The sequence below is a fragment of the Sphingomonas sp. IC-11 genome, from assembly GCF_021043365.1.
In the GTDB taxonomy this organism is placed as follows: Bacteria; Pseudomonadota; Alphaproteobacteria; order Sphingomonadales; family Sphingomonadaceae; genus Sphingomonas.
The window spans coordinates 440,534-465,614 of record NZ_JAJNDU010000001.1 but is presented as its reverse complement, the minus strand read 5'-3'; the positions used below and the strand labels follow the sequence as shown (position 1 = coordinate 465,614).

Sequence of the window (25,081 nt, the reverse complement as noted above, 5' to 3'; positions counted from 1 at the left end):
GCCGAAGAAACGACAGTTGTTCGACAAGCCCCGTGCGAGCGGCTTGGGACCTTTTCTTATGGCGACTGCGGCGCAACCGACGACTGACCTCCTGCCCGTCAACATCACCGACATCCGTGCCGCTCATGCCCGAATTCGTGATTCGATCGTGCGCACCCCGACGCTGGTCAGCAAAACGCTGTCGGCGCTGGCCGGCGCGACCATTTATCTGAAGTTCGAGAACCTGCAGTTCACCGCTGCCTACAAGGAGCGCGGCGCGCTCAACACGCTGCTGCTGCTGGATGCGGATGCCAAGGCGCGCGGCGTAATCGCCGCTTCGGCCGGCAATCACGCCCAGGGCCTGGCCTATCACGCAAACCGCCTGGGCGTGCCGGCAACGATCGTGATGCCGACCACCACCCCCACAGTGAAGGTGGTGCAGACCGAAGGGCACGGCGCCACCGTGGTGCTCCACGGCTATACCTATGACGAAGCCTATGCCCATGCCCGCGTGCTGGAGGCGGAGCGCGGCTACACGTTCGTCCACCCGTTCGACGACGCCCGCGTCATCGCTGGCCAGGGCACCGTCGCGATCGAGATGCTGGATGAAGTGCCGACGCTGGACACGCTGGTCGTCCCGATCGGCGGCGGCGGGCTCATCTCCGGCATGGCGACCGTCGCGCGCGCCGCGAACCACCCGATCGAGGTGATCGGCGTGCAAGCCGAGCTCTTCCCGTCCATGTACAACAAGCTGCGCCATACGGAGCTGCCGTGCGCGGGCGACACGCTTGCCGAGGGTATTGCGGTGAAGCAGCCCGGCGGGCTTACCGCGCAGATGGTGGAAGCGCTGGTGGACGACATCGTCCTCGTCACCGAACGCAGCCTGGAGGAATCGGTCAGCCTGCTGCTCCAGATCGAGAAAACCGTGGTTGAAGGCGCCGGCGCGGCAGGCTTGGCGGCGGTGCTGGCCAACAAGGAGCGTTTCGCCGGCAAGACGGTGGGCATCGTGCTGTGCGGCGGCAACATCGACACCCGCCTGCTCGCCAACGTCCTGCTGCGCGATCTCGCCCGCTCCGGGCGGCTCGCGCGGCTGCGCATTCGCCTGCAGGACCAGCCCGGCGCGCTCTATAATGTCGCTCGGATCTTCGATCAGGAGCGGGTCAACATTCTGGAGCTTGCCCACCAGCGGATCTTCACCAACCTGCCTGCCAAGGGCCTGAGCCTCGATGTCGAGTGCGAAACGCGGGATCGAGCGCACCTCGATCGCCTGCTCGCCGCGCTGGACACGGCGGGATACGAGGTGCGCCTGATCGAACTGGCATGACCGCGCGCCCGGATTGACCCAATTCGGGTCAGTCCGGCGGCATGGCAATTCGTGACTAGTCGCTAGTCCCCGAAAACCGCCGGAACCATCTGTGCGGCGGCTTTTCAGCGCTGAAGGCAGGTTCCATATTCGTGGCCGGGACGCGATCAACCAACGCGTCGGTCTGGGGATGTACCGGCGGTGACTGCGCCTTTTCGCTTTCCACGTTTCTTCGTGACCAGCCCGGCGCCCTGCCCGTACTTGCCCGGCCGGCAGGAGCGGAAGGTGTTCACCGAACTGTCCGGGCCGCACGCCCATGAGCTGAACGACGCGCTGGGCCGCATCGGCTTTCGGCGCAGTCAATCGGTCGCCTATCGCCCATCCTGCGTGGGCTGCACGGCGTGCGTCTCCGTTCGGGTCGTCACCAACGATTTCGAGGCCAATGCGACTCAGCGCAAGCTGGTCCGCCGGAACGACGATCTGGAGATTACTGCCTGCCGCCCCTGGGCGACGGACGAGCAGTTCCAGCTGCTGCGGCGCTATCTGGGCCAGCGTCACCCTGGCGGCGGCATGGCGGGCATGGAGGAGCAGGACTATGCCGACATGGTCGAGCATTCGCCGGTCAATTCCGTGGTCGTCGAATATCGCGAGCCGACCGTCGATGGTCGGCCCGGACGATTGGTCGGCGCATGCCTGACCGACCGGCAGGCGGACGGCCTGTCGATGATCTACAGCTTCTTCGACGCGGAGCCGGGTGCGCGGGCGGGCCTCGGCAACCTCATCATCCTTGATCACATCCTGCGCGCCCGCGCGGCGGGCCTTCCCTACGTCTATCTCGGCTATTGGGTGAAGGGCGCTGCCCGCATGGCGTACAAGACGCGCTATCGGCCTCTGGAAAAGCTGGGGCCGCAAGGCTGGACCCTAATGGAAGACGCCGAACTGGCCCCCATCGCGGAGACCAGCGAACTCGCCTGACGGATCAGTCGTCGCTCTGCACGGTGACGTCGACCTCCAGCCGCTCCACCCCTTCGCCAAGACGTGATCCGGCGACGGGGGCTGCCCCGGCAGCATCAAGCGCAATTGCCACCCGGACGTGATGTTCCTCCGGTGAAAGACCCAGCCAGGGATCGAAGGCGATCCAGCCGAGATCGGCGACATATGCTTCGGCCCAACCGTGCGGCGTTGGACGATGATCGCCGGCGAGATCGCAATAACCGGAGACGTAGCGGGCCGGCGCGCCCACCGCACGTGCCGCCGCGATGAACACCTGAGCCATGTCGCGCGGCGTGAGCGCTTTCAGCGCGAATGCCTCGGCCGCGGTGCGACCATAAACCGGGCGGCCGCAATCATCAGCGAAGCGCGCGCGCACGGCACCATTCAGCCGGTGAAGCGCCGCAATGTCCCTGCCGCCGCCTTCCTCCTCGGCAAATGCGGTAAGAGCTGGATCCGCCGCCGTCGTGGGGGTGGTTCGCAGGAAGAAGCGGGGCGGCAACAATTCGGCGGCGCCGTGCAGAACACCGCTGGAGGAGCTGGTCACCACTTCGCCGGACACAGTCAGCTCGATGCGCTCGATCGCCCCCTCGCAATACAGCATGGTCGTCGCATTGCCGAAGCCGTCGCGATGCCGGGTCATTCGGGCATCGCAATCCACCGCTATATGCCAGTCCGCAACCGTCTGGTCATGCGTTTCGCCCGGCGTCATCCGCAACAGCTGGACAATGCGGCCCTGCGGCGCCGTGAACGCATAAACCGTGCGATGGTCGATCGTCAGCCGCATCAGTGGAACTTGAACTGGCGGGCAATGGCCGCATGCAGTTGATCGTTTTCGGCGATCAGCGCTTGCAGATGCTGGTGCAGGCCCGACAGGATCACATCGCTACTTCGGGTCTTCGCCGCGCGCGCGTGCCGGCTGCGGGCCATGCGGTCAGCCTCGCCGTTGGTGCCAGTACGCCGGGCGAGTTGAGTCAGCACTTCCGTCACCTCCTCGATCGCGCCAGCGACGCTGCGCGGCAGCTCGCTTCGCGCCAACAGCAGATCGATCACGTTCGCCGGCACCAGACCGTCGTTGTAGAGCCAACGGTACGCCGTGACCGCAGATACGGTCTGAAGGATGGTGGTCCATTGATCGCGATCCACCGTGCCCCCGACCTGCTCGCCCTCCGGCAGAAGCAAGTGATATTTCACGTCGAGAAGCCGCGCGGTATCGTCCACACGCTCCGTCGCCTGCCCCAGGCGGATGAACAAGGTGGTCTGGTTGCGCAGCATCCGGTGCAGCGCGCCCTCGAAGCCACGGGTTTCCGCCTTTACCGCATCGACCAGGGCGAGCGTACGGTCGGGATCGCCACGGCTCACCCGCTTGTCGAATACCAGCCAGGCGCCGTTGATGGCCGACCAGGATTCACGCGTCAGCGCCGTGCGCACTGCCCGGGCGTTCATCCGCGCCATGTCCAGGCAGCGAACGATTGAGCCGGGATGTGACGAGTCGCTGGTCAGGAACCGCGACACGGCCTCCCGCGTCAGGCTTGCGCCCGTTGCCTTAAACGCCTCTTCCGTATCCGTCACCGTCAGCGCCGATTGCCACGCGGCCTCCCCGGCGGGACGGGCGGACAGCACGTCGAGGCGGATCGTTGCCTCGACCAGCCGGGCGATGAAATCGGCGCGCTCGATATAGCGGCCCAGCCAGTAGAGCGATGAAGCGGTGCGGCTCAGCATTGGCCGGCGCCAACCACCAGCGAGCCGATCCCAGCGGAACGATCCATCTTCTGTGCCGTATCAATCGGGAGCAGTGACGCGATCACAGGCTCTGCTCCTGCGTCATCCCGTTCTCGCTCATGGTCTGGGTCTGCCTGTTGCCGCCATCCAGCAGGACGAAACTGTCCTTGGTGCCGCCACCCTGCGAGGAGTTTACGACCAGCGATCCCTCGCGCAGCGCCACGCGGGTGAGCCCACCCGGAACGACCTGCACGCCCTTGGCGCCGGTCAGTACGAAGGGGCGAAAATCGACGTGCCGCGGTGCAACGCCCGCGTCGACCAGCGTCGGGACGGTGGAAAGCGCCAGCGTCGGCTGCGCGATGTAGCGATGTGGCTCTGCCTCCAGAACCGACCTGAACGCTGCGATCTCGCTCTTGGATGCGGTGGGACCGACAAGCATGCCATAGCCGCCCGATCCGTCGACCAGCTTCACCACCAGCTCCTCCAGATGATCGAGCGTGTAGCGCAGCGCCTCCGGCTCCCGGCAACGCCAGGTCTCCACGTTGGGCAGCTTCGCCTCTGCGCCCGAATAGAAGCGGACGATTTCCGGCATGTAGCTGTAGATCGCCTTGTCATCGGCGATGCCGTTGCCGGGCGCATTGATGATGGCGACATTGCCCGCGGCATAAGCGGCGATCAGCCCCGGCACGCCCAACATGGAATCGGGGCGGAAGACCAGCGGATCGAGGAAATCATCATCCACGCGGCGGTAGATGACGTCCACTTTCACCCGCCCCGCGATGGTGCGCATATAGACCACATCGTCATCCACGACGAGGTCGGCCGCCTCCACCAGTTCGACGCCCATGGAATCGGCGAGAAAGCTGTGTTCGTAATAGGCAGAATTGTAGTGACCCGGGGTTAGCACCACGCAGGTCGGGTTCTGACTGCATCCGCGAGGGCTGACCGATCGCATCGTCTCCAGCAGCCGGTCGGGATAGCTGTCCACCGCCGCCACGCGGAACTGGCCGAACAATTCCGGGCACAGGCGAACCATCGCCTCGCGGTTCTCCAGCATGTAGCTGACCCCGGAGGGCGTGCGGGCGTTATCCTCCAGCACAAAGAACTGATCTGGCCCGGTGCGCACCAGATCGATCCCGCAGATGTGCGCCCACACGCCATGCGGCGGACGAATGCCGACGATTTCCGGTCGGAACTGCGGATTGAGGAAGATCAGGTCCTCCGGCAGCACACCTGCCTTCAGGATTTCCTGCGCGCCGTAGATGTCATCGAGGAAGGCGTTGATCGCCTCCACCCGCTGAACCAGCCCTTCGGAGAGCCGCGCCCATTCGTCGGCGAGGAAGACGCGCGGGACAATGTCGAACGGGATGATCCGTTCGCTCGCGTCATTGTCCCCATAGACCGCGAACGTGATGCCGAGTTGCCGGAAAGTCGCTTCGGCTGCTTCCTGACGGCGGCGCAGTTCGTCGGGCGGCGTATCGGCGAGCCAACGGGCCAAGCTTGCCAGTTCCGGCCGGCTGTTGCCGCCGGTGCCCATGATCTCATCGAATGCCCGTGTCCCCATCAGACGGTTAACGCCTCATCGATCGTTTCGGATGCATGCTGCTGCAGATTGTTGCATCGCACAAGCATCCCTGCCGAAATGGGGCAGTTCGTCAGATTTCAGCCCAGGCGACGGCTGGTTCGTTCGGCGGGTGACGAGGAACAGGCATTGCGCGCGCCGTGGGTCAATCTGCGTATTTCACGGAACACCCATAAGGCCGCGCCTCCGGCACCGAGACCTTCTTGCCTGCCTTCACCTCCGTCAGTGCCGCCAGCAAATGGTTGCGGGCGGTGGCGACATCCGCCTTGTCGGCAGTCGGCTTGTCGTCGATCCCGCCCTGGTAGACGAGTTTGCCCGACGCATCGATGAGGTACATGTGCGGCGTCGTTTTCGCCCCATAGCCCTTGCCGACACGGCCCTGCGGATCGAGGAGGTAGGCGGTAGGCTGCGCCTTTTTCGCAGCAACAAAGGCCTTGGCCTGTGCGCCGGTCATATGGCCCTGCTTGCCGGGCGCGCCGGAGTTGATCGTCAGCCAGACTGCGCCCATCGCGCGTGCCTTGGCCTGTGCCGACTGCATGTTCCCACTGTCATAATGCTTTTGCACATAAGGACAGCCCGGATTGTTCCATTCCAGCACCACCGGCTTTCCGCGGAACTGCGCGAGTGTGACGGCGCGGCCGTCGGCATCCATCAATCGGAAGTTGCCGGCCTGCTGCCCAGTGACCTGGTCGGCAGCGGCCGGACTGGCCACCAAGGCGGCGGCGGCGAACGGGACAAGCAGACGCATCCTTGCTCTCCTCAGTTATTCATGCCCCTTCCGGCAGGGCAGCGAGCATGCCGCTGGTCAGCAATTGCGGCAAGACCCGGGGGCGATCCGCGCCCTTGGGATACCAGAGGTAAAGCGGCACGCCGGCCCGATTGTGCGCCTCGATGAAGCGGCCGAGCGCGGGATCGCCATCCGTCCAGTCGCCGACCAGCACCGCCACGTTGCCGCCAGTGAACGCCTGCCGCGCCGCGTCCGTTTCGATCGCCGCCTTTTCGTTCACCTTGCACGTCAGGCACCAGTCGGCGGTGAAATAAGCGAACACGGGCCGCCCCTCTGCCCGAAGAGCGGCCAATCGCTGCTCGCTGAACGGCTCCGCGCCAGTGAGCGCAACCGCTTCTGCCGCAGCCGGCGCCTGCGGACGAACGACAACAGCCGCCGCAACCGCCAGCGCCAGTGCAGGCACGGCCGGCCACCACGCGCGCTCGCTCCCGGATTGCTGACGTCGACCGGTCCACCACAAACCAAAGGCGGCGAGCAGCGATGCGGCAAGCCCGATCGTCATCCCGTCCACTCCCGCCTGGCGGCCCAGCACCCAGGCAAGGGCCAACGCAGTGAGGAACATCGGCACCGACAGGATCCGGCGCAGCCGTGCCATCCATGGGCCCGGCTTTGGCAAGCGACGACGCAGCGCCGGCACGAAGCCGATTGCCAGAAACGGCAAGGCGATACCCAGCCCAAGACCCGCGAAGACAAGCAAGGCTGCCGCCGGCGGCAGCACCAGCGCCGCCCCCAAGGCCGCGCCCATGAATGGCCCGGTGCAGGGCGTGGCCACGAATGCCGCCAGCGCGCCAGTGGCAAAGGCGCCGCCGGTTCCCGAATGGCTCGCGAAGCGCGGGGTCGGCAATTCGAACAGCCCGGCAAGATTGAGAGCAATGCCGGTCACCAGCAGCAGCAGAACGCCGATTACGCGCGGGTCCTGAAGCTGGAACGCCCAGCCCACCGTCGCCCCCCCAGCGCGCAGGCCGAGCAGCAGACCGCCGAGCGCCAGGCAGACCAGCACCACCCCTGCAGTATAGGCCAAAGCCTCACGCCGGGCGGCGCCTTCCGTCTCCCCCGATCGCGCGAGGCCAAGCGCCTTGAGGCTGAGGATCGGAAACACGCACGGCATGACGTTGAGCAGCAATCCGCCCAGCAAAGCCCCAGCAAAGGCAAGCAATGCCCCGCCAACCGCAAAGCTCTCCTGCGGAGCGGCCGCTGCAGCGACCGTGCCGGGCGCGGCCGTCAACAGGAAACCACGCCCCTCACCAACCGCAAGCACCCCTTCGATCGGGCCGCTCGCCAGGCTGGTCGCCGGCTTGGTGGTCAGCGTGATGCGATCACCGTCCCGCACCGCTGTTTGGGCGGCGGCATAGTCCACCGCGCCGCCGGCCAGCGGGTAGAAGTAAATCTCCTTCGCGTCCGCACTGGCGGGAAATGGGACGGCTAGTCGGAACTGGCCGTCGGCTGCTTGCCAGGTCGCGGTCGATCCCAGCGGCCGCGGCAGCTTTTGCCGCCAGGTGTCGAAGCGGGCGCGGGTCGGGCCGTCCACGGTGCCATCGCCGACGGTCAGTTCGGTGGAAAGCGTCTGAGTCTCGGGCACGCAGATTTCGGTGGTGCAGACGAGATAGTCGATCTTCACTGCGATCGGCAGACGGGTGCCAGGTGTAAGCCCGGCCGGGATCTTGAGGTCGACCAGCTGAGCGAACGGCGCCTCATAGACGTAGTTCATCAGGCCGCCGACGATCAGCCGCTCCGGCACCGGATAGCGCAGCGCCCCGGCACTCACCCCCTCCGGCATCGTCCATTTCAGCTGGGTCTCGACCCCGGCGTCCCCCGGGTTCTGCCAATAACCGTGCCATTCCGGCTCCGGCCGCGAATCAAACGCCAGGGTCACCGTGCTGCCGGCGGCGGGCCGAGCAGTCTCCGGCACCAGATCGATCGCGACATGCCGCGTCTGCGCCGAGGCGACCGGCGCTAACAGCGCCAGCACCATGAAAAGAAACGCCGATAGCCACGCTTGCCTAGCCGCCATGGCGCAGACATACCGCGACCGCCCCTGCTTTGCACCAAGGTCTGTCATGAAAGCTCTGCTTGCCTCCCTGCTCGCTTCCATCGCGCTTCCGCTTACCGCTGGAGCCGCCGCCGCACAGGAGGCTGCGCTAGAGTCGGCGCAACCGGCCGCGCCGGCTGTCGCGACCACCCCGACCACGCCCCCGAAGCTGATCGTCGCCATTTCGGTTGACCAGTTTTCCGCGGACCTGTTCGCGCAATATCGCAATCGCTTCACCGATGGCTTCGCCCGTCTGCTGCAAGGCGCGGTTTTCCCATCCGGCTATCAGAGCCACGCGGGCACCGAAACCTGCCCGGGTCACTCCACCATCCTCACGGGGATGCGTCCGGGGCATACCGGCATCATCGCCAACAACTGGATCAACCAGAAGGCGCCGCGTGCCGACAAGGAAGTCTATTGCGCCGAGGACGAACGGATCCCGGGCACGGACCATAACAACTACAAGCCCTCCGACCTCCACCTGAAGGTGCCGACGCTTGGCGAGATGATGAAGGCTGCCAATCCGGCCAGCCGGGTCGTCTCAGTTGCGGGCAAGGATCGCGCGGCCATCATGATGGGCGGGCACAAGATCGACGAGGTCTGGTTCTGGGGGGGCAAGGACTTCATTTCCTATGACGGACGCGCAGTGCCGCCGGCGGTTCAGCGCGGGCGCGACGCCGTCGCCAAGCTGATCGCCCAGCCGCAGGAGCCGCTCACCGTTCCCGGCTTCTGCCGCCCGCTGATGCAGCCGATCCAGGTCGGCAATCAGACGATCGGCGACGGGCGGTTCGCGCGCGCTGCAGGGGATACCCGTGCCTTCCGCGCATCGCCTGCCCTCGATGGCGCGGTGTTCGCGATCGCTGCCGGCCTTATCCAGGACATGAAGCTGGGCCAGGGAAGCGCGCCTGACATCATTTCGATCGGCGCCTCGGCGACCGATTACATCGGCCATGGCTTTGGCCCCGGCGGTGGCGAAATGTGCCTCCAGATGGCCGAACTCGACAAGACGCTGGGCGGGTTCTTCGCGGTGCTGGATTCCTGGGGGCTCGACTATCAGGTGGTGCTGACCGCGGATCACGGCGGCCACGACATGACCGAGCGGCAACAACAGCGTGCGATGCCCGGCGAAAGCCGCGTCAGTGCGGACGTGTCTGTGAAGGCGGTCGGCGAAGCGATCGGCAAGCAACTGGGGATCGCCGGGCCGGTTCTCCTCGGGTCGGAAGGCGACATCTACATCGCCGATTCGGTCCCGGCCAACCGGCGTCAGGCGGTGATCGCCGAAGCCGTGAAGCGGCTCCAGGCATTCCCTCAGGTCGCCGCCGTGCTGACGCGGGAAGAAATCGCGGCGGCCACGATCCCGTCCACGCCGCCGGAGACCTGGACGCTGGTCGAGCGGGCGCATGCTTCCTACGATCCGGAGCGTTCCGGCGACCTGCTCCTCCTGCTGAAGCCGCGCGTGGTGGGCATCGCCAAGCCTGGTCCGGGTTATGTCGCCACCCACGGCAGCCCCTGGGACTATGACCGCCGCGTGCCGATCCTCTTCTGGCGCAAGGGCATGGCAGGCTTCGAGCAACCGCAATCCATTGAGACGGTGGATATCGTGCCGACGCTTGCCGCGACGATCAAATTGCCGGTTCAGGGCCTCGACGGGCGCTGCCTCGATCTCGACAGCGGCCCGGGCGACACCTGCCGCTGATCAGAACGGCCGGGCGGCGGACGAATCCTCTGCCCGGCCATCCTTCAGAGTCCGACGCAACCACCCGGATGGCGCCGGACTGAGCCGGTGCCGGCCCTGCTCAGGGATTGCGGACCTCATAGGCGCGCACGCCGGCGCCAAGCTGGTTCGCTCCCAAGGCCAAGCGCTCACCGCTGACGTTGGCGACGAAGGCCGGGCTTTTCGTCTGTCCGGGAGCAAGCGTCGCGACATTGTCGTGCACGCTCAACCCGGCGGAGCGATATTTGCGTTGCTCCGCGGCGACCACGATCATGCCGCCCCAATTCTCCTTCTGCACGCCTTGGACGAAGGTGTTGCGCGCGATCTCTCCAGTCGCGCCCTCGGGCAGATCGATCATGTAGTTCGTGCGATTGCCCGCCGAATCGTCGAAGCTGTTGTCGGTGATCGTCACTCGCGGGACGCGCAGCTTCACATAATGGCCGCCGCGCCCCCGCTCGAACCGGGAGTTTGTGATCGTCACGCTCCCGCGACTGGCGAGATAGATTGAGTGCGCGCAATCCTCCGTTTCGTGGCATTGCCCAAGCCCGGAGAAAGTGGAGCGATCCACCGTAACACTGGTCGGCTCCTCCGTTCCCCCCAGGATGCCTTCCTGGCTGTCCAGAAACATGGAATTGCGGACCACAAGGTCGCCGATTTCGATGCGAATGCCCGCGCCGTTGCCGTCGGGTACCCGGATTCCGCGAAAAACGAGGCCGTCCACGACCGAACCCGCGCCGCGCAGCACCAGTGCCGCCTTGTCCTCGCACGCCCCTTCGAAAATGGCGCTGCCAGGCTTCACTGCCTTGAACGTCACCCGGCCGGCCTGCTGCACGGCGCATTGCCGGTACACGCCCGGTGCGACGAGCACCGTGAAATCCTGCCCACGGTTGGCCTGCAATGCCTCGTCCAGCGTCGCAAAGCCCTCACCAGTTTCCTGCACCACGAACGGGGCGCTTCCCTGCTGTCCATTCGCCGGCACGGCCGCCATCGCGATGGCGAGGAGGACGGGGGCAATACGCATAGGCAAATCCTTTCGCTTCGTCCTGGGCGGTGGCCGGCAGGTCGATCATCTCCATCCTTCCCTATCCGGTCCGCCGCCCGCGCGCCTGCCCGCAAGAGCGCGACATTGTCCCGTCGCGGCACGCTTCCCGTGCGTCGCGTTTCCTGTTGCAACTGACTTAATCGAGCCGCACAAGCGTGCAGAAACACACGTCCAACTAGGCGGAGAGGCACAATGCAAAGCTATCTGAAGCAATATATCGACGGCGCCTGGGTCGACAGCGAAGGTGGCAAGCGCCACGAGGTCATCGACCCCGCGACCGAGCAGGCCACCACCGAAATCACCCTCGGCACGGAAGCCGACGTCAACAAGGCAGTCGCTGCCGCCAAAAAGGCGTTCAAGACCTGGTCGGAATCGACGGTCGAGGATCGCATCGCCCTGCTCGAGCGGATCATCGCGCTCTACAAGAAGCGGATTCCCGATCTTGCCGCCGCCACCAGCCGCGAAATGGGCGCGCCAATCTCCTTCGCCAACATGGCGCAGGCCCCCGCCGGCCTCGGGCACTTCATGGGCACGCTGGCGGCGCTGAAGGAATTCAGCTTCTCGGAAGCAGCCGGCAAGGGCGCGCGCGTCGTGCATGAGCCGATCGGCGTGGTAGCGATGATCACGCCCTGGAACTGGCCGCTGAACCAGATCTGCGCCAAGGTTGCGCCTGCGCTTGCCGCCGGCAACACCATGATCCTGAAGCCGTCCGAGGAAGCGCCGACCAACGCCATGATCTTTGCCGAGATCCTGGATGAGGCAGGCGTGCCGGCAGGCGTGTTCAACCTCGTCAATGGCGATGGCCCGACGGTCGGCGCGGCATTGTCCGCCCACAAGGACGTGGACATGGTGAGCTTCACCGGCTCGACCCGCGCCGGCATCGCCGTGGCGACCGCGGCCGCCGCGACCGTGAAGCGCGTCCACCAGGAGCTGGGCGGCAAGGCGCCGAACGTCGTGCTCGAAGGCGCGAAGCTGGGTGAAGTGCTGCCGCCGACGCTGGCCGGCGTCATCGCCAACACTGGCCAGAGCTGCATTGCCCCGACCCGCCTCCTCGTTCACAAAAGCCAGGTGAACGAAGCGGAAGAGGTCGTGAAGGCGATCATGGAAGCGACCCAGATCGACAGCCCCGAAAAGGAGGGCGCGCACATCGGACCGGTCGTCAACAAGGCGCAGTTCGAGAAGATCCAGACCCTGATCCAGTCGGCGCTTGACGAGGGTGCGCGACTGGTCACCGGCGGCGTTGGCCGTCCGGACGGTCGCAACGCCGGCTATTACGTGAAGCCGACGGTGCTCGCGGACGTGACGCCGGAAATGCGGATCTATCGCGAAGAGACGTTCGGTCCGGTCGCCACCATCACCACCTATGAGGATACCGATCAGGCGGTCGAGATGGCGAATGACACCGATTACGGCCTTTCCGCCACGATTTCGGGCGATCCGTCCGAAGCAGCCAAGATCGCGGGCAAGCTGCGCGCCGGCCTCGTCACGATCAATTCCTGGGGTCCGAACGGCGCAACTCCGTTCGGTGGCTACAAGTCCTCCGGCAACGGCCGTGAGGGTGGCAAATGGGGCCTGACCGACTTCATGGAAGTGAAGACCATCGTCGGCGAAAACGCCTGATTGGAAACCAACGACGGGCGCCCCTTCCAAGGGCGCCCGTTTTCATAAGGGGAGAGGGAAACAATGATCGTTAGTGTTCTGTATCCGAACCATGACGGCGCGAAGTTTGACGCGGGCTACTACAAGGCCAAGCATGCCGAGCTTGCCCGCGAGATCTGGAATCCGGATCGGGTGGAACTGATCGAGGGCCAGGCGCCCGGCGGCGGCGCTGCGCCGTTTGCGCTCATCGCCCATTTCCACTTCGCATCGCCCGAAGCCATGGGTCAGGCAATGGCCAATCCGCGGATCGGCGAACTTCAGGCGGATGTTCCGAACTTCACGGACATCACCCCGACGATCATGGTCGGCCGCACGCTTTGATGTGAACGATGCGTCGTACGTTCCTGATCGCCAGGGACGTGCGGCGCCTATGCCACAGTTGTAAGTCAACGAGGCTCTCAGCTTAGACAAGCGCAACGCCGCGCCAACGTCATCGCCCGCTAACCGCACGGCAGCTCCAGCGCAGCGCCGTCAGCTGATCATTGCGCATTCACCAGCCAGCGAGCGGGTCTGCACTCGTTAGATCAAGCGACGGTTCGGAACGCCAGGGTCTAGCGTTTGGTCGAGCTGATCGCGCCGGCGAGCCGGCAAGCGAACGTACTTCAGACCAGACACGTCGGATTTCAGCGCAGCTTGGCCGAATTCTCATGCCCGACTCAGCGCCTTGCCGATTTGACGGCCTGATTCGCCGACGGCCGACAGGGAGACGCTGAGCCAGATACGTCCGTAACGACAAAGGCGCCGCCGCTTCGTAGCGGCAGCGCCTTTCGAAAGTTTCAGGCCTGCTTAGCGGCCGGCGGGAGGCGCAGCGCCTGGGACACCGGCACCCGGAGCGCCGCCCATCATCTGCTGCTGCTGCAGCTGGCGGAGCACAGCTTCCGGCAGGAAGTCGATCAGCTCGACATCGAACATCAACGTCGAATTGCCGGGGATCGGACCCTTGGTTTCAGAACCATAACCGAGTTCCGGCTTGATCCAGAACCGGTACTTGGCGCCCTTCGGCATGAGCTTCAGGCCTTCCGAAAAGCCCTTCACTACGCCAGTCACCGGGAACGGTGTCGGCTGCTGCGACTTGTCGAAGGTCGTGCCGTCGAGCAGCTTGCCTTCATACATGACCAACGCCACATCCGTGTCCGTCGGCTTCGCGCCGGATCCGGCCTCGAGCACCTGGTACTGAAGGCCAGAGGCCGTCGTCACTACGCCAGCCTTGCGCGCATTGCGCGTCAGGAAGTCGTCACCCTGCACGGCCAGCGCCGCGGCGGCCATCACGGCGGCGACGATGCCGACGATCAGCCACACCACATAGCTGCGCTTGACCGGCGCGATCGGAACGGCGGTGACGGTCGACATGGCGATCCCCCGGTCATGACCAGGCGCGAATCAACGCGCCCGGATTGCAGCAAATGAAAGAGAAAGTTGAGACGATCGCGCGGTGATTACCGGGCGCCGTCACGCTCCGCACGCTTGCGCTCCAGCTTGCGAGCACGACGGACAGCAGCCGCACGCTCACGTGCACGCTTCTCCGACGGCTTCTCATAGTGCCGACGCAGCTTCATTTCGCGATAAACGCCTTCGCGCTGCAGCTTCTTCTTGAGCGCGCGCAGGGCCTGGTCGACGTTGTTGTCGCGAACGATGATCTGCATAAAACCGACACTTCTCCGAGATCTGAAACAGCCCGATTCCGCGAAACGGAAACGGCGGCAGCAAGCATAGCCCGCGCCGTGAACCCGCTGCGTCTACCACTCCCCTGTTGGCGGCGCAACCCGCCGCGCTGTGGCGATTGCGCCACAACCATGCGGCTCCCTTTGCGTGTGGCCAAGGCGGCGGTAGAGCGCGTTCCATGAGGACGCTTTCGCTCTACGACAGCCTGTCGCGCTCGCTGCGCGCGTTCGAGCCCCTTGATTCGGCGAAGGGCGTGCGCGTCTATTCCTGCGGGCCAACCGTCTACAATTACGCCCATGTCGGCAATCTGCGCGCCTATGTCTTTACGGACACGCTGTCGCGCGTGCTGACGTGGAAGGGCTTTGACCTCACCCATGTCATCAACATCACCGACGTGGGCCACCTGACCTCCGACGCGGACGCCGGCGACGACAAGATGGAGGCGGCAGCCAAGCGGGCCGGCAAGGACATCTGGGCAATCGCACGCCATTATACCGATGCGTTCAAGCAGAACCTTGCGGACCTCAACATCCGCAAGCCGACGCATCTGCCGCTGGCAACCGATCACATCGCCGAGATGATCGACTTCGCCGTCCAGATCGAGGCGAAGCATTGCTACCGGCTCGATAGCGGCCTGTACTTCGACGTGACGACGGTCCCCGATTACGGGCGGCTGGCGCGATTGGCGGATGACGCCGGCGAGGGTCGGATCGATCCGGTGGCCGGCAAGCGGCACGCGCAGGATTTCGCGATCTGGCGCACGTCAGCGCCGGGCGAGAACCGCCAGATGGAATGGGATTCGCCCTGGGGCCGGGGGGCACCGGGCTGGCATCTCGAATGCTCCGTTATGAGCAAGAAGTACCTTGGCGAATCATTCGATATCCACACGGGCGGCATCGACCATCGCGAGATCCACCACCCCAACGAGATCGCCCAGAACCAAGCCCATTGCGGTTGCGCCGACAGCGGCGCTGCTTTCTGGATGCACAACAATTTCCTGGTCGAGCGCGCAGGAAAGATGAGCAAGTCCTCCGGCGAATTCCTGACGCTGCAGGCCTTGGTAGATCGCGGCTTCCACCCCCTGTCCTACCGGATGCTGTGTCTGCAGGCGCATTATCGCAGCGAGCTGGAGTTCTCGTGGGATAATCTGGCCGCCGCTCAGGTCCGGCTGAAGCGACTGGTGCAGGCCATCGAGGGCCTGCGGACGCGAGCGGATGCGCCGCAGAAGGGCTCCGCTGCCGGCTATCGCGAGCAGCTGGAAGCCGCAGTGTCGGAGGATCTCAACACACCCAAGGCGTTGCCCATCCTGGACGCATTGATTGCGGACAAGAAGGTTTCGCCTGGCGACCGGCTGGCCGCGCTGCAGGACTTCACCGAAGTGCTCGGCTTGCCGCTCGACACGATCAAGCGCGAAGACCTGCGCGTGCGGCCGGCCTCGGCGACCATTGATGAAGCTGCGATCGCCGCCCGGCTTGCAGAGCGGCAGGAAGCCCGCGCGGCCAAAGATTTCGCTGCGTCTGACGCAATTCGCGACGAACTGGCAGGGGTGGGGGTGGAGGTGATGGATGGCGATCCGCTGGGCTGGGATTGGCGCATTACCACCGTCTGATGGACGCAGGACTCGCGGCTTCGCTCGCGCAGGTTCGGCCCCAGCTCAGCGCAGCGGCGAATCGCGCTGGGCCAAGACGGGCGAAAGGTAGGGTCGTTCGCCGGCCGGTATCGCGCCGGCCGCCGCTTCGATCGCCGCGATCCGACGCTTTGTCGCAGGATGGGTGCGGCTGCGGAACAGGCCGCCGTCGATGTCACCGCCCCGCTCCCGCCAGAAGCGCGCGGCGGACGCAGGATCGAAGCCGGCGTTGTGAAGCAGGGCAACCCCAAGCGTGTCGGCTTCCAGCTCAGCCGTCTGGCCAAGCTGCGCATTGCGTCCGATCTCCTTGAGCAGGCCTCCCTTCACCCCGGCAGCCTCGAGCCGGACGCGATGCTTCAGGATGACGTGCGCGAGTTCGTGCGCCACGATGACCGCCGTTTCCTCGTCACGATAGCGCTCGAAGAAGCGCATGCCGATCTGGACGACCTTGCCATCGGACTGGGCCGTCATCTTCGGCCCGAGCACCACTTCGAAGCGTGCCCGGCAGCCGAGACTTGCCGGGATCTTCACCTCGCGCCGCTCGCCGTCGCGAGCAACGGTCACAAATAAGGGGGATTTCTGGCGCTCCAGTACGTCGAGCGCAGCGTCGCGATCCGCGCTGGAAGGCGGTTGCGCAGCGGCGCCGAGCGCATCCGATCCGATCTTCGCCAGCCCATCATTTGCGCGGATCCCGGCAACAGCAGCGGGAGAGCCAGGCACCACCGCTTCCACCGATACCGGGGTTGCGAAACGGAACGCCTGACGCGCAGCTGGCTGTGACGCAGGGTCATACTGAGTTTCGGCGTGAAGGATCATGCCAGTGGCCGGCACGGTGTCACGGCAGAGGGTTGCGTTGGCCGTGACCAACCGCTGCGCAATGATAGCAAGCCGAAGGTCGATTGCACGCAACGCCTCGAGGCTGGCGACGTCAGGGTTGGCGACGGCAGGGCTGGCGGAGGTCGAGCCGAGAGGCCCAGTTAGGGCTGCGGCGACGACAACGGTGGAGAGGATGGCGATCACATCAACCCGATAGGCGAGCCGCATGCGCCGCGCTATCACCTAGGGTCATGAAGGCTGTTCTCCCCGCAATCGCCCGTCCGCTGCTCGAACCGCAGCTCCCGCCCGATCTCGACGTTGCCTGGTGGTCGAGCCCTGATGACGCAAAGGCGATGATTGCCGATGCAGAGATCGCCTGGGTCGACATGCAGCCGACCAAGCTGACCGAAGAGACGCTTCGCGCCGCGGGAGACGGGCTGAAGTGGGTCTCGACCATCTACGCCGGGCTCGACGCCTTCCCGCTGGATGTGCTGCGCGCGCGCGGAGCCACACTCACCAATGGCGTCGGTATTAACGCGATCGCGGTGGCCGAATATGCCGTGCTAGGCGTGCTGGCCGCGGCCAAGCGCCTGGACGAAGTGATTCGCGCACAGGACCGGGCCGAGTGGCTCCGCGATTCGCCCGGCAAGATCGAGCTTGCCGACACCAAGGCGATCGTGATCGGATATGGTGCGATCGGGCGCCTGATCGGTGATCGTTTGGCTGCGTTTGGCGTCGAGGTTACTGGCGTGACCCGCTCGGGCAGCAATGGCACGCTGACCCCTGATGCCTGGCGCGCACGATTGGGCGAGTTCGACTGGGTGGTGCTCGCGGCCCCCTCCACCGGGGAGACGAAGTCGATGATCGGCGAGGCAGAGATTGCGGCAATGAAGCCGGGGGCCTGGCTGATCAACATCGCACGTGGCGACATGATCGACGACGATGCGCTGCTCGCGGCTATTCACAGCGGGAAGCTGGGCGGCGCCTTTCTCGACCCCACCAATCCGGAACCGCTTCCGGCCGATCACCCACTGTGGAAAGCGCCCAATTGCATGATCTCCATGCACCTGTCGGGACGCAGCCAGACCAAGATGTTCCAGCGCGCGGGCGCCATGTTCCTGCGCAACCTGGAGGCTTATCGCACCGGACGACCGATGGAGAATGTCGCCGATCTCGACCGCGGCTATTGATCAGCCGATCAAGCCGCCGTCATGGGCCGCGAGCACGCGGCCCATCGCGTCGAACAGATTGTCCATTGCGACGGGCTTGAAGATCACCTCGTCTGCGCCCGCGACAAGGCAGCGCTCGCGCAGATCGACCGCAGTATCGGCGGTAACGACAATGATCGGAACGCGCCCCTTCTGATCCGGCCGCGCACGAATATGCCGAATGGCGGTGATCCCATCCATGCCGGGCATGCGCAGATCGACCAGGAGCATATCGAACTCCTGATCGTCGAGCAGGCGCAGCCCTTCCTCGGCGCTCTCTGCCTCGATCATGTCCGCTCCGGCCACGTTAAGCATATCGCGGACCACGCGGCGGTTCATCCGATCGTCCTCGATAAACAGGACGTTCATGGCCGCAGGCCGAACAGGCAGGCTAATCGTTCCATTGCCAGCGCTGTTATTGTCTCAAGCCGCGTGGGAAACAAGAGCGGAGACGTCCGGTTCGTCGCTAAACAGGGCCTGAACGAGTGCTTCTTTGCCAATCGGCTTGATGATGAAGCGCGAAACGCCGGCCTCACCCAGCCGCGCTTGCTCCAGCACCTCAAGCCGCGGGCCCAGCAGGGCGATCCGCGCTGCAGGTGCAGCCTGCGCCAGCGCGCGTACCGCTCCGATGGGATCCTCGCTGGCGCGCAGTGTTGCGTCGTCCAGCAACAGCGTTGCGGGCGACCGCGCCGCGACTGCTTCCCGGGCCTCCTCGGCGGTACCCGCGAAGGACACGGCGCCGCCGACCGGGGAGAGCAGCGCCTTCAACATCGCTCGAGTGATTGGATTGCGGTCAACGACCAGCACGCCTGCGCCGGGCGCCGCCGCCACTTCGTCAAGTACTGCAGGCTCATACGGCAGGTCGAGGACGAAGGTAGCGCCCGCCCCTTCCATGCTGGTGACAATCACGTCGCCGCCCATGGCGCGTGACAGATTGCGGCAGATGGACAATCCCAGCCCGGTCCCGCCGAATTGCCGGGTCGTACCGGCATCAGCCTGGCGGAACGCCTCGAAGATGATCTCGTGCTTGTCCGGTGCGATCCCGATGCCGGTATCCGTCACCACCAGGCGCCAGCGATCATCCACGATCTTGGCGGTCACGCTCACATGACCGCTGGCGGTGAACTTCACCGCGTTCGACAAAAGATTGAACACGATCTGACGCAGGCGGGTCGCGTCGGCGACGGCACAATGCGGCGCGTTTTCCAGATCGAGGGAGAAGCCAAGCCCCTTCGCGCGGGCCTGATCCTCCCAGATGCGCGCCGCTTCCTGGATGGTGCGCCTGATGTCGGTCGGTGCTTCCTCGATCGTCATGCGACCGGTTTCGATCTTCGCGACATCGAGGATGTCATCCACCAGCGCGCGCATCGTCATGCCGGCACCATGCACGACCGACAGCCGATCGCGCGTGGGAGGATCGGTTTTCGGATCGGCAAGCATCACCTGAGTCATGCCAAGGATGCCGTTGAGCGGCGTACGGATCTCGTGACTGGTAGTGGCCAGAAATTCAGTCTTCGCAGCCAGAGCTTTGCCCAGCGCCGTGTTGGTCCGCGCCAGTGCGTTACGGCTGCGCCGGATGGTCACGATGCCGAAGATGAGCAGAGCGATGATGAGCAACGTGCCCAGGAACAACCATTGCTGGGTTCGGGCGCGGGCACGCTCGAATGCCACCGTTTTCTGAAGATCCTCCGCCTTCAGCTGAGCGATTCGCAGTTCCTGATTGGCAAAGTCGAACTGCGCACTGGCAATGGCGGCACTATTGGACCGGGCCGTCGCGGTGGCCTGATCGTCGAGCCGCTTCAGGGCAGCCAGATGCCGGACCGCGAGGTCGCTCCTGCCGAGCTTCGCATAGATGCGGTATGCTGTGTCATGAGCGGAGCGATCGGGCGGCAGTGTCTTGTCGAGATCCTGGCCCTGGAACCGCTCCGTGATAAGGCGTTCTGCCGCCGCGAGGTCACCGCGTTCAAACGCCGCCTGCGCCGCAAGCGCGATGAAGCCGCTGCGGTGGGCGGCGGCGCCAGGTTTGCTTGCCAGGGTGAGACCCTCGGCGATGGTGCGTTGTGCAGCCGCCACATCTCCCTTGGCGAGAAGCACTTCCGACATGTTGATCATCACCTGCGCCTGGAGCGCCGGGCTCTTCATGTCGCGCGCAAAGGCGAGCGCCTTGGTCAGTTCAGTGCTGGCGCGACCAAGGCGACCCAGTTCCCGAAGCGCCATGCCGCGACCGTTGTGAATGGCGACCGACAACCCGGGATCGGCGCGATAGGCATCCATCGCTTCGTCGTAATAGCGAAGCGCGCCCTCGTAATCGTTGCCTGTGGCGTGGACCAAGGCGATCATGATCAGGGTCTTCGCCCGGCTTCGGGTGTCGCCGAGGTTACGGAAGAAATCGTGAGCGCGCCGCAAGTCGGAAAGCGCCCGACCGATCTGCCCAGTCGCATATAGCACGCCCCCCTCCGACAGGAGGATGTCGGCGTGAAGCTGCGTGCCGGGAGCAATCTTTTCGACCGTTCGCCGTGCGCCTGCCAGTGCCTCAGCAGCACGCTGAGGCTGCATAACGCGGCTATAAGCTTCACCCATCAGCCACAGCGCCGTGGCTTCCATCTGGAGAGATCCGGCACGGCGCGCGTAGGCAAGCGCAGACCGCGACTCGGCGACCGCTTCTGCCGGATCGGTCAGCATGCCAGCCTTAACCGAGGCGGCGAGCGCTTCAAACTTGGGATCGCTAATCCGCACAGTGGGCGCGGCGGCGGCCACCATCAAAGGCAATGCGAGGGTGAGCAGCCACCCTCGCCTAAACGGCGTTATCAACCGCGCTTCCACGCAGTGGCCAAGGCGTTGAACGTTGCCCGCGTGTCCTGCGACACGAAATGATGCCGATCCTCCTCCAGGAAGGTCATCAGCGCTTCAAGCGAGATCGGACGACTGATCAGGAAGCCTTGGACCATGTCGCAACCCATGACAGTAAGAAGCGCAAGCGCGGCATGCGTTTCGACGCCCTCTGCGACCACCTCCATCTCAAGGGCGTGAGCCAAGTCGATGGTGGAGCGGACGATCAGCGGATCGCGGTTGGAGCTGGTCAGCTGAGTCACAAACAGCTTGTCGATCTTCAGCTCGCGCGCAGGCAATTGCTTCAAATATGCGAGGCTGGACAGCCCGGCACCATAATCGTCGATCGCGATGACAATGCCGATGTCTGCGAAACGCTGTAGGTTCGCGATGGCCGACGCGGGATCGCGAATAACGGAGGTTTCTGTAACCTCGAACCCGAGTTTGGCGTCCGCTTCCGCTACCAAACGACAGGCCGCATCAACGAACGCCTGATCACCGAGCAATTGGCCAGAGATGTTGATGAAGATGCGCAGGTCATGTCCACCGGCCAGCAGGCGTCGCTGATCTGCAATGGCACGCTCTATCGTCCAGATCGTAAGTTGATCAATCAGCCCGCCCTCTTCCGCGGCACCGATGAAATCACCTGGCAGGACTAGGCCGCGCGATGGATGCTGCCAGCGCACCAACGCTTCGGCGCTGCCAATCTCCTGTCGGCGGACATGGATCTTCGGCTGATAGGCGAGGAAGAGTTGTTCCTCAGCGATTGCCACTCTCAACTCATCAATCAGCGACCGAATCTCACGAGCGCCCAGCGCTCCAACGTCATGACGGACCGGAACATGGGCCGCACGAGCCTCCGCCAGCGCCGCTTCCGCTTCCTCAGCAAGACGAACGTCGTCGAGATTCGCAGAAGGACCGGCGGCAGCGCCGAAGCAGATTTCCAGTCGGTAAACTTCGCCGTCGAGGACGAATGGCTCTTCACACACCGATCGTAGCAGATCCAGCGTTCGGTCAAGCTCAGTCGCCTCCTCGCCCTCGAACGCCAGTTCCAACGTAGTGCGCCCGACAACCGTGAGCCGCATTTCGGGCGCTGTCTGCGAAAGTCGGGAAGACACGTCCGCGACCAGCATGTTGCTGCGCGCGCAACCGACATACCGACGAACCACGGCAAAATTCGCGATCTCGGCAAGAACGAGGAACCGCCACGCCGGCCGTTGCGCCAACATGGATGGCAAACACGTCAGCGAGCCGCCTCGCACGACGGGCACCTGCGCAGGTTTGATGCCTGAACCGACCATACCGGTCCGGATTACTCAGCAGATTTGAAAATACCCTTAACTTGCGAGCGGAAGTTAGGACAGCAATGCTGTCTTTTATAAACTCTCTTGAATATTGGTAAACGGCTTGTTAACTATAAAGCGCGTCCTGTGGACGTTAATAACTAGGGAGTTCAAGATGCTCGCTTTCATTCTCGCCCTGATCTACGGCGGTTCGGACATTAAGCCCTGGTAAAGGGTTCAAACCACCCGAATGGCACCAAGAACGCTGCGGCTAGGCAGCCTTTCTCCAGGGTCGCAAGGGTGGGTTCGCCGACAAAGTCAGTGAAAAGTTCAACGTCGCTGCTCGTCAGCTACCGAGAACAGAAAACCCCCGATCCAGATGCTGGACGGGGGTTTTCTATTTGAACATTTCGCGGTCGAAGCTCTGTTCAGGCGACCGAATCAAGCGAGGCTTCGTGCCACGGCCTCATTGACGATTTTACCGGCCCGCACGTTCAGGCCCGCCATAAGTCCTGGGTCCTCATCGCACGCAGCAATGCCCTTCTCCGCCAGCGCTAAACCATACGGCAAGGTGGCATTATTGAGAGCATGACTGGATGTCAGCGGAACGGCACCGGGCATGTTTGCCACGCAATAGTGAATCACACCGTCCACTTCATAGGTAGGATTGGCGTGAGTGGTGGCGTGACTGGTTTCAAAACAACCTCCCTGATCGATTGCGACATCCACCAACACCGCGCGTTGGTTCATCCCACCGAGCATCTCGCGTGTAACGAGCTTGGGCGCGGAAGCCCCGGGGATCAGCACGGCGCCGATGACGGCATCAGCATCGGCGATCTCCTGCTCAATCGCTTCCAGGGTGGAAAAGCGCGTTCGCACACGGCCGCCAAACAGTTCGTCCAGCTGACGCAGGCGCGGCAGCGATCGATCGATGATGGTGACCTCTGCACCTAGCCCGACCGCCATGCGCGCGGCCTGGGTGCCAACCACACCCCCGCCGAGCACAGCAATTCGCGCCGGCGGCACGCCCGGAACACCACCGAGCAGGACGCCGCGACCGCCATTATAGGCCATCAGGGCCGAGCCAGCGGCCTCGATCGACAACCGTCCGGCAACCTCGCTCATCGGAGCGAGCAGCGGGAGCCCGCCATTGCGATCGGTAACAGTTTCATAGGCGATCGCCGTCACGCCCGATGCCATCAAGCCTTTTGCCTGCTCCGGATCGGGGGCGAGGTGAAGATAAGTGAAGAGGATCTGGCCCTCGCGCAGTTGTACCCACTCGCCCGGCTGGGGCTCCTTCACCTTCACGACCATCTCTGCGGTGGCGAACACTTCCTCGGCAGTGGAAATGATTACCGCGCCGGCGGCCGTGTAGGCACCGTCGTCAGCACCGATGCCGGCGCCCGCCCCTGTTTCGACGAGCACCTCATGCCCGCGCGCGACATACTCCCTGACCGCGCCCGGCGTCAGGCCAACGCGGTATTCATGGTTCTTTATCTCCTTGGGCACACCGACGCGCATGCAAGTCTCCTGGTGATCGATGAGACCGATTATGAGCGCCAGCGTCGCCGCGCCAGCACCGGGAAGTCGCTACGGCTGCTGCTCCGATGATACCCGCCGGCGCTGCGCGCACCGGATATGCAATGCGCGCGGCGCCGGCGCGACGACGCTGTTAGATATCGTCGCCCAGCGCGCCTTTGACCTTGCCCATGAACTGCTGGCCCTTGCCCTTCAGCTCCTGACCAGCGCCTTCGGCCTCGAGACGCTCGTCAGCCGCGGTCCGGGTCGCCGGATCCTTGTCTGCCAGCGCCTGCTTGGACTTGCCAACAGCCTCGTTCAAATTGCCTTTAATCTTGTCGACCAACTCACCCATGATTGCCTCCTGTCCAAAACAGGGAAACGGGAGGGGAACATCGATGTTCCCTCAGGCGCGGGGATGGGCGTTGCGATAAACGTCCAGCAGATGCGCGGCGTCCACCGCGGTGTAGATCTGGGTTGAGCCAAGGCTGGCGTGACCGAGCAACTCCTGCAGCGATCGCAAGTCAGCACCGCGGCCTAGGAGGTGAGTGGCGAATGAATGACGCAGCGCATGAGGCGTGGTTCGATCTGACAAGCCAAGCGTTGCCCGGGCGGCGCGAACCGCCGCTCGCACCACCCCCGGTGACAAAGCCCCGCCGCGAGCACCGCGGAACAGCGGTGCGTCGCGCTCAACCGGCCATGGCGACACCGCCAGATAGGCCTCTATTGCCGTTCGCACCTGAGGCAACAGCGGAACGACCCGAGCCTTGTCACGCTTGCCGTTGACGGTGATCGTCTCTCCGAGCGGCATCGACGCGCCCGTCAGGGCGAGCGCCTCGCCGATCCGCAACCCCGCGCCATAAAGCAGCAGCAGCAACGCCCAATCCCGCTTGCCGACCCATTCTAATCGCGCGGCATCACCCACTTCTTCGGCCAGGGCCACGGCCTCATGCGGGGCGATCGGACGCGGCACGCCCTTGCGCACACGCGGCCCCTTCATTCTCGGGGCGCTCCCCTCACCATTGGCCCAATCGAGAAAGTCGCGCGCCGCCGACAATTCGCGGGCCGCCGAGGCGTTGCTGAGCCCCTCCCCGCGGCGATGCGCCAGATACGCGCGCAAGTCGGCCGGCGTTACGTTCGTCAGCGCCTCGCGATCGACAGGACCGCCCAAGTGGCGATTCATGAACGCCAGGAAGCGAACGGCCGTGGCACGATAGGCACGCACCGTATGAATGGATCGCCGCAGATGACGGTTGAGATGCGTAGCGTAGAGCGTTGGTAGGTCTTCCACCTCGCCTTTCTATCACCCGCTTCCCTCCGAGTCGCCTGCA

General features: G+C 64.6%; 22 protein-coding genes. 7 read left to right on the top strand and 15 right to left on the bottom strand.

The features are described 5' to 3' along the window. Window positions 1-58: 58 nt before the first annotated feature. Window positions 59-1,303 carry a threonine ammonia-lyase gene (locus LQ954_RS02155; RefSeq protein WP_231021731.1) on the top strand — a complete coding sequence of 415 codons (1,245 nt, stop codon included), beginning with the start codon at window positions 59-61 and terminating at the stop codon, window positions 1,301-1,303. Window positions 1,304-1,483: 180 nt separating this feature from the next. Further along, entirely contained in the window at window positions 1,484-2,257 is a 774-nt protein-coding gene (locus tag LQ954_RS02150; protein ID WP_231021728.1) for an arginyltransferase, read from the top strand. Between the two features lie 4 nt (window positions 2,258-2,261). On the opposite strand, the gene LQ954_RS02145 is transcribed toward LQ954_RS02150, so the two are convergent. The 5 genes from LQ954_RS02145 to LQ954_RS02125 all read right to left on the bottom strand — a co-directional run bounded on the left by LQ954_RS02145 (window position 2,262) and on the right by LQ954_RS02125 (window position 8,374). Beyond that, the gene (locus LQ954_RS02145) at window positions 2,262-3,059 is read right to left on the bottom strand and encodes a transglutaminase family protein (protein WP_231021727.1); all 798 of its coding nucleotides are present in this window, start codon (window positions 3,057-3,059) and stop codon (window positions 2,262-2,264) included. Next, entirely contained in the window at window positions 3,059-3,994 is a 936-nt protein-coding gene (locus LQ954_RS02140) for an alpha-E domain-containing protein (RefSeq protein WP_231021725.1), read from the bottom strand. Before LQ954_RS02140 ends, LQ954_RS02145 begins: the two co-directional genes overlap by 1 nt. An 82-nt stretch (window positions 3,995-4,076) precedes the next feature. After that, window positions 4,077-5,558 carry a circularly permuted type 2 ATP-grasp protein gene (locus LQ954_RS02135; RefSeq protein ID WP_231021723.1) on the bottom strand — a complete coding sequence of 494 codons (1,482 nt, stop codon included), beginning with the start codon at window positions 5,556-5,558 and terminating at the stop codon, window positions 4,077-4,079. 163 nt (window positions 5,559-5,721) lie between these two features. Next, window positions 5,722-6,324, bottom strand: coding sequence for a redoxin domain-containing protein (locus LQ954_RS02130; RefSeq protein ID WP_231021721.1), 603 nt, complete (start codon window positions 6,322-6,324; stop codon window positions 5,722-5,724). 19 nt (window positions 6,325-6,343) lie between these two features. After that, window positions 6,344-8,374, bottom strand: a complete 2,031-nt coding sequence (locus LQ954_RS02125; RefSeq protein WP_415837116.1) for a protein-disulfide reductase DsbD family protein — start codon at window positions 8,372-8,374, stop codon at window positions 6,344-6,346. A 46-nt stretch (window positions 8,375-8,420) separates the two neighbouring features. Between LQ954_RS02125 and LQ954_RS02120 the strand changes: the two genes are divergently transcribed. Then, the gene (locus LQ954_RS02120) at window positions 8,421-10,088 is read left to right on the top strand and encodes an alkaline phosphatase family protein (RefSeq protein ID WP_231021719.1); all 1,668 of its coding nucleotides are present in this window, start codon (window positions 8,421-8,423) and stop codon (window positions 10,086-10,088) included. Window positions 10,089-10,188: 100 nt separating this feature from the next. Here the strand turns inward: LQ954_RS02120 and LQ954_RS02115 are convergent, their stop codons facing one another. After that, window positions 10,189-11,127, bottom strand: coding sequence for a right-handed parallel beta-helix repeat-containing protein (locus LQ954_RS02115; protein ID WP_231021717.1), 939 nt, complete (start codon window positions 11,125-11,127; stop codon window positions 10,189-10,191). 213 nt (window positions 11,128-11,340) lie between these two features. Between LQ954_RS02115 and LQ954_RS02110 the strand changes: the two genes are divergently transcribed. Continuing rightward, window positions 11,341-12,768, top strand: a complete 1,428-nt coding sequence (locus tag LQ954_RS02110; protein WP_231021714.1) for an aldehyde dehydrogenase family protein — start codon at window positions 11,341-11,343, stop codon at window positions 12,766-12,768. A gap of 63 nt (window positions 12,769-12,831) precedes the next feature. After that, entirely contained in the window at window positions 12,832-13,128 is a 297-nt protein-coding gene (locus LQ954_RS02105) for an EthD family reductase (RefSeq protein ID WP_066780549.1), read from the top strand. 465 nt (window positions 13,129-13,593) lie between these two features. Here the strand turns inward: LQ954_RS02105 and LQ954_RS02100 are convergent, their stop codons facing one another. Next, window positions 13,594-14,157 carry an FKBP-type peptidyl-prolyl cis-trans isomerase gene (locus tag LQ954_RS02100; protein ID WP_227771488.1) on the bottom strand — a complete coding sequence of 188 codons (564 nt, stop codon included), beginning with the start codon at window positions 14,155-14,157 and terminating at the stop codon, window positions 13,594-13,596. A gap of 86 nt (window positions 14,158-14,243) precedes the next feature. Then, window positions 14,244-14,450, bottom strand: a complete 207-nt coding sequence (gene rpsU, locus LQ954_RS02095; protein ID WP_007404630.1) for a 30S ribosomal protein S21 — start codon at window positions 14,448-14,450, stop codon at window positions 14,244-14,246. A 197-nt stretch (window positions 14,451-14,647) separates the two neighbouring features. Between rpsU and cysS the strand changes: the two genes are divergently transcribed. Continuing rightward, window positions 14,648-16,078: a cysteine--tRNA ligase gene (gene cysS, locus LQ954_RS02090; protein WP_231021712.1), complete on the top strand. Its 1,431-nt coding sequence runs from the start codon at window positions 14,648-14,650 to the stop codon at window positions 16,076-16,078. A 45-nt stretch (window positions 16,079-16,123) separates the two neighbouring features. Here cysS and LQ954_RS02085 read toward each other — a convergent pair whose 3' ends face one another. Then, entirely contained in the window at window positions 16,124-17,140 is a 1,017-nt protein-coding gene (locus LQ954_RS02085) for a M48 family metalloprotease (protein ID WP_231021710.1), read from the bottom strand. A 23-nt stretch (window positions 17,141-17,163) separates the two neighbouring features. On the opposite strand from LQ954_RS02085, the gene LQ954_RS02080 reads away from it, so the two are divergent. Then, window positions 17,164-18,102 (top strand): D-2-hydroxyacid dehydrogenase, encoded by a 939-nt coding sequence (locus LQ954_RS02080; protein ID WP_231021708.1) that lies wholly within the window; start codon window positions 17,164-17,166, stop codon window positions 18,100-18,102. Here LQ954_RS02080 and LQ954_RS02075 read toward each other — a convergent pair whose 3' ends face one another. The 6 genes from LQ954_RS02075 to LQ954_RS02050 form a co-directional block, all read right to left on the bottom strand. Further along, entirely contained in the window at window positions 18,103-18,489 is a 387-nt protein-coding gene (locus LQ954_RS02075; RefSeq protein WP_227771484.1) for a response regulator, read from the bottom strand. It abuts the gene before it with no gap. Window positions 18,490-18,543: 54 nt separating this feature from the next. Then, window positions 18,544-20,880 (bottom strand): tetratricopeptide repeat-containing sensor histidine kinase, encoded by a 2,337-nt coding sequence (locus tag LQ954_RS02070; RefSeq protein WP_231021706.1) that lies wholly within the window; start codon window positions 20,878-20,880, stop codon window positions 18,544-18,546. A gap of 47 nt (window positions 20,881-20,927) precedes the next feature. Further along, on the bottom strand, window positions 20,928-22,178 hold the full coding sequence (locus LQ954_RS02065; protein ID WP_227771482.1) for an EAL domain-containing protein: 1,251 nt from the start codon (window positions 22,176-22,178) through the stop codon (window positions 20,928-20,930). A gap of 495 nt (window positions 22,179-22,673) precedes the next feature. Continuing rightward, entirely contained in the window at window positions 22,674-23,753 is a 1,080-nt protein-coding gene (ald, locus tag LQ954_RS02060; RefSeq protein WP_231021705.1) for an alanine dehydrogenase, read from the bottom strand. Between the two features lie 151 nt (window positions 23,754-23,904). Further along, window positions 23,905-24,105, bottom strand: coding sequence for a CsbD family protein (locus LQ954_RS02055; protein ID WP_231021703.1), 201 nt, complete (start codon window positions 24,103-24,105; stop codon window positions 23,905-23,907). 51 nt (window positions 24,106-24,156) lie between these two features. Continuing rightward, entirely contained in the window at window positions 24,157-25,041 is an 885-nt protein-coding gene (locus LQ954_RS02050) for a tyrosine-type recombinase/integrase (RefSeq protein WP_231021701.1), read from the bottom strand. Between the last annotated feature and the right edge of the window lie 40 nt (window positions 25,042-25,081).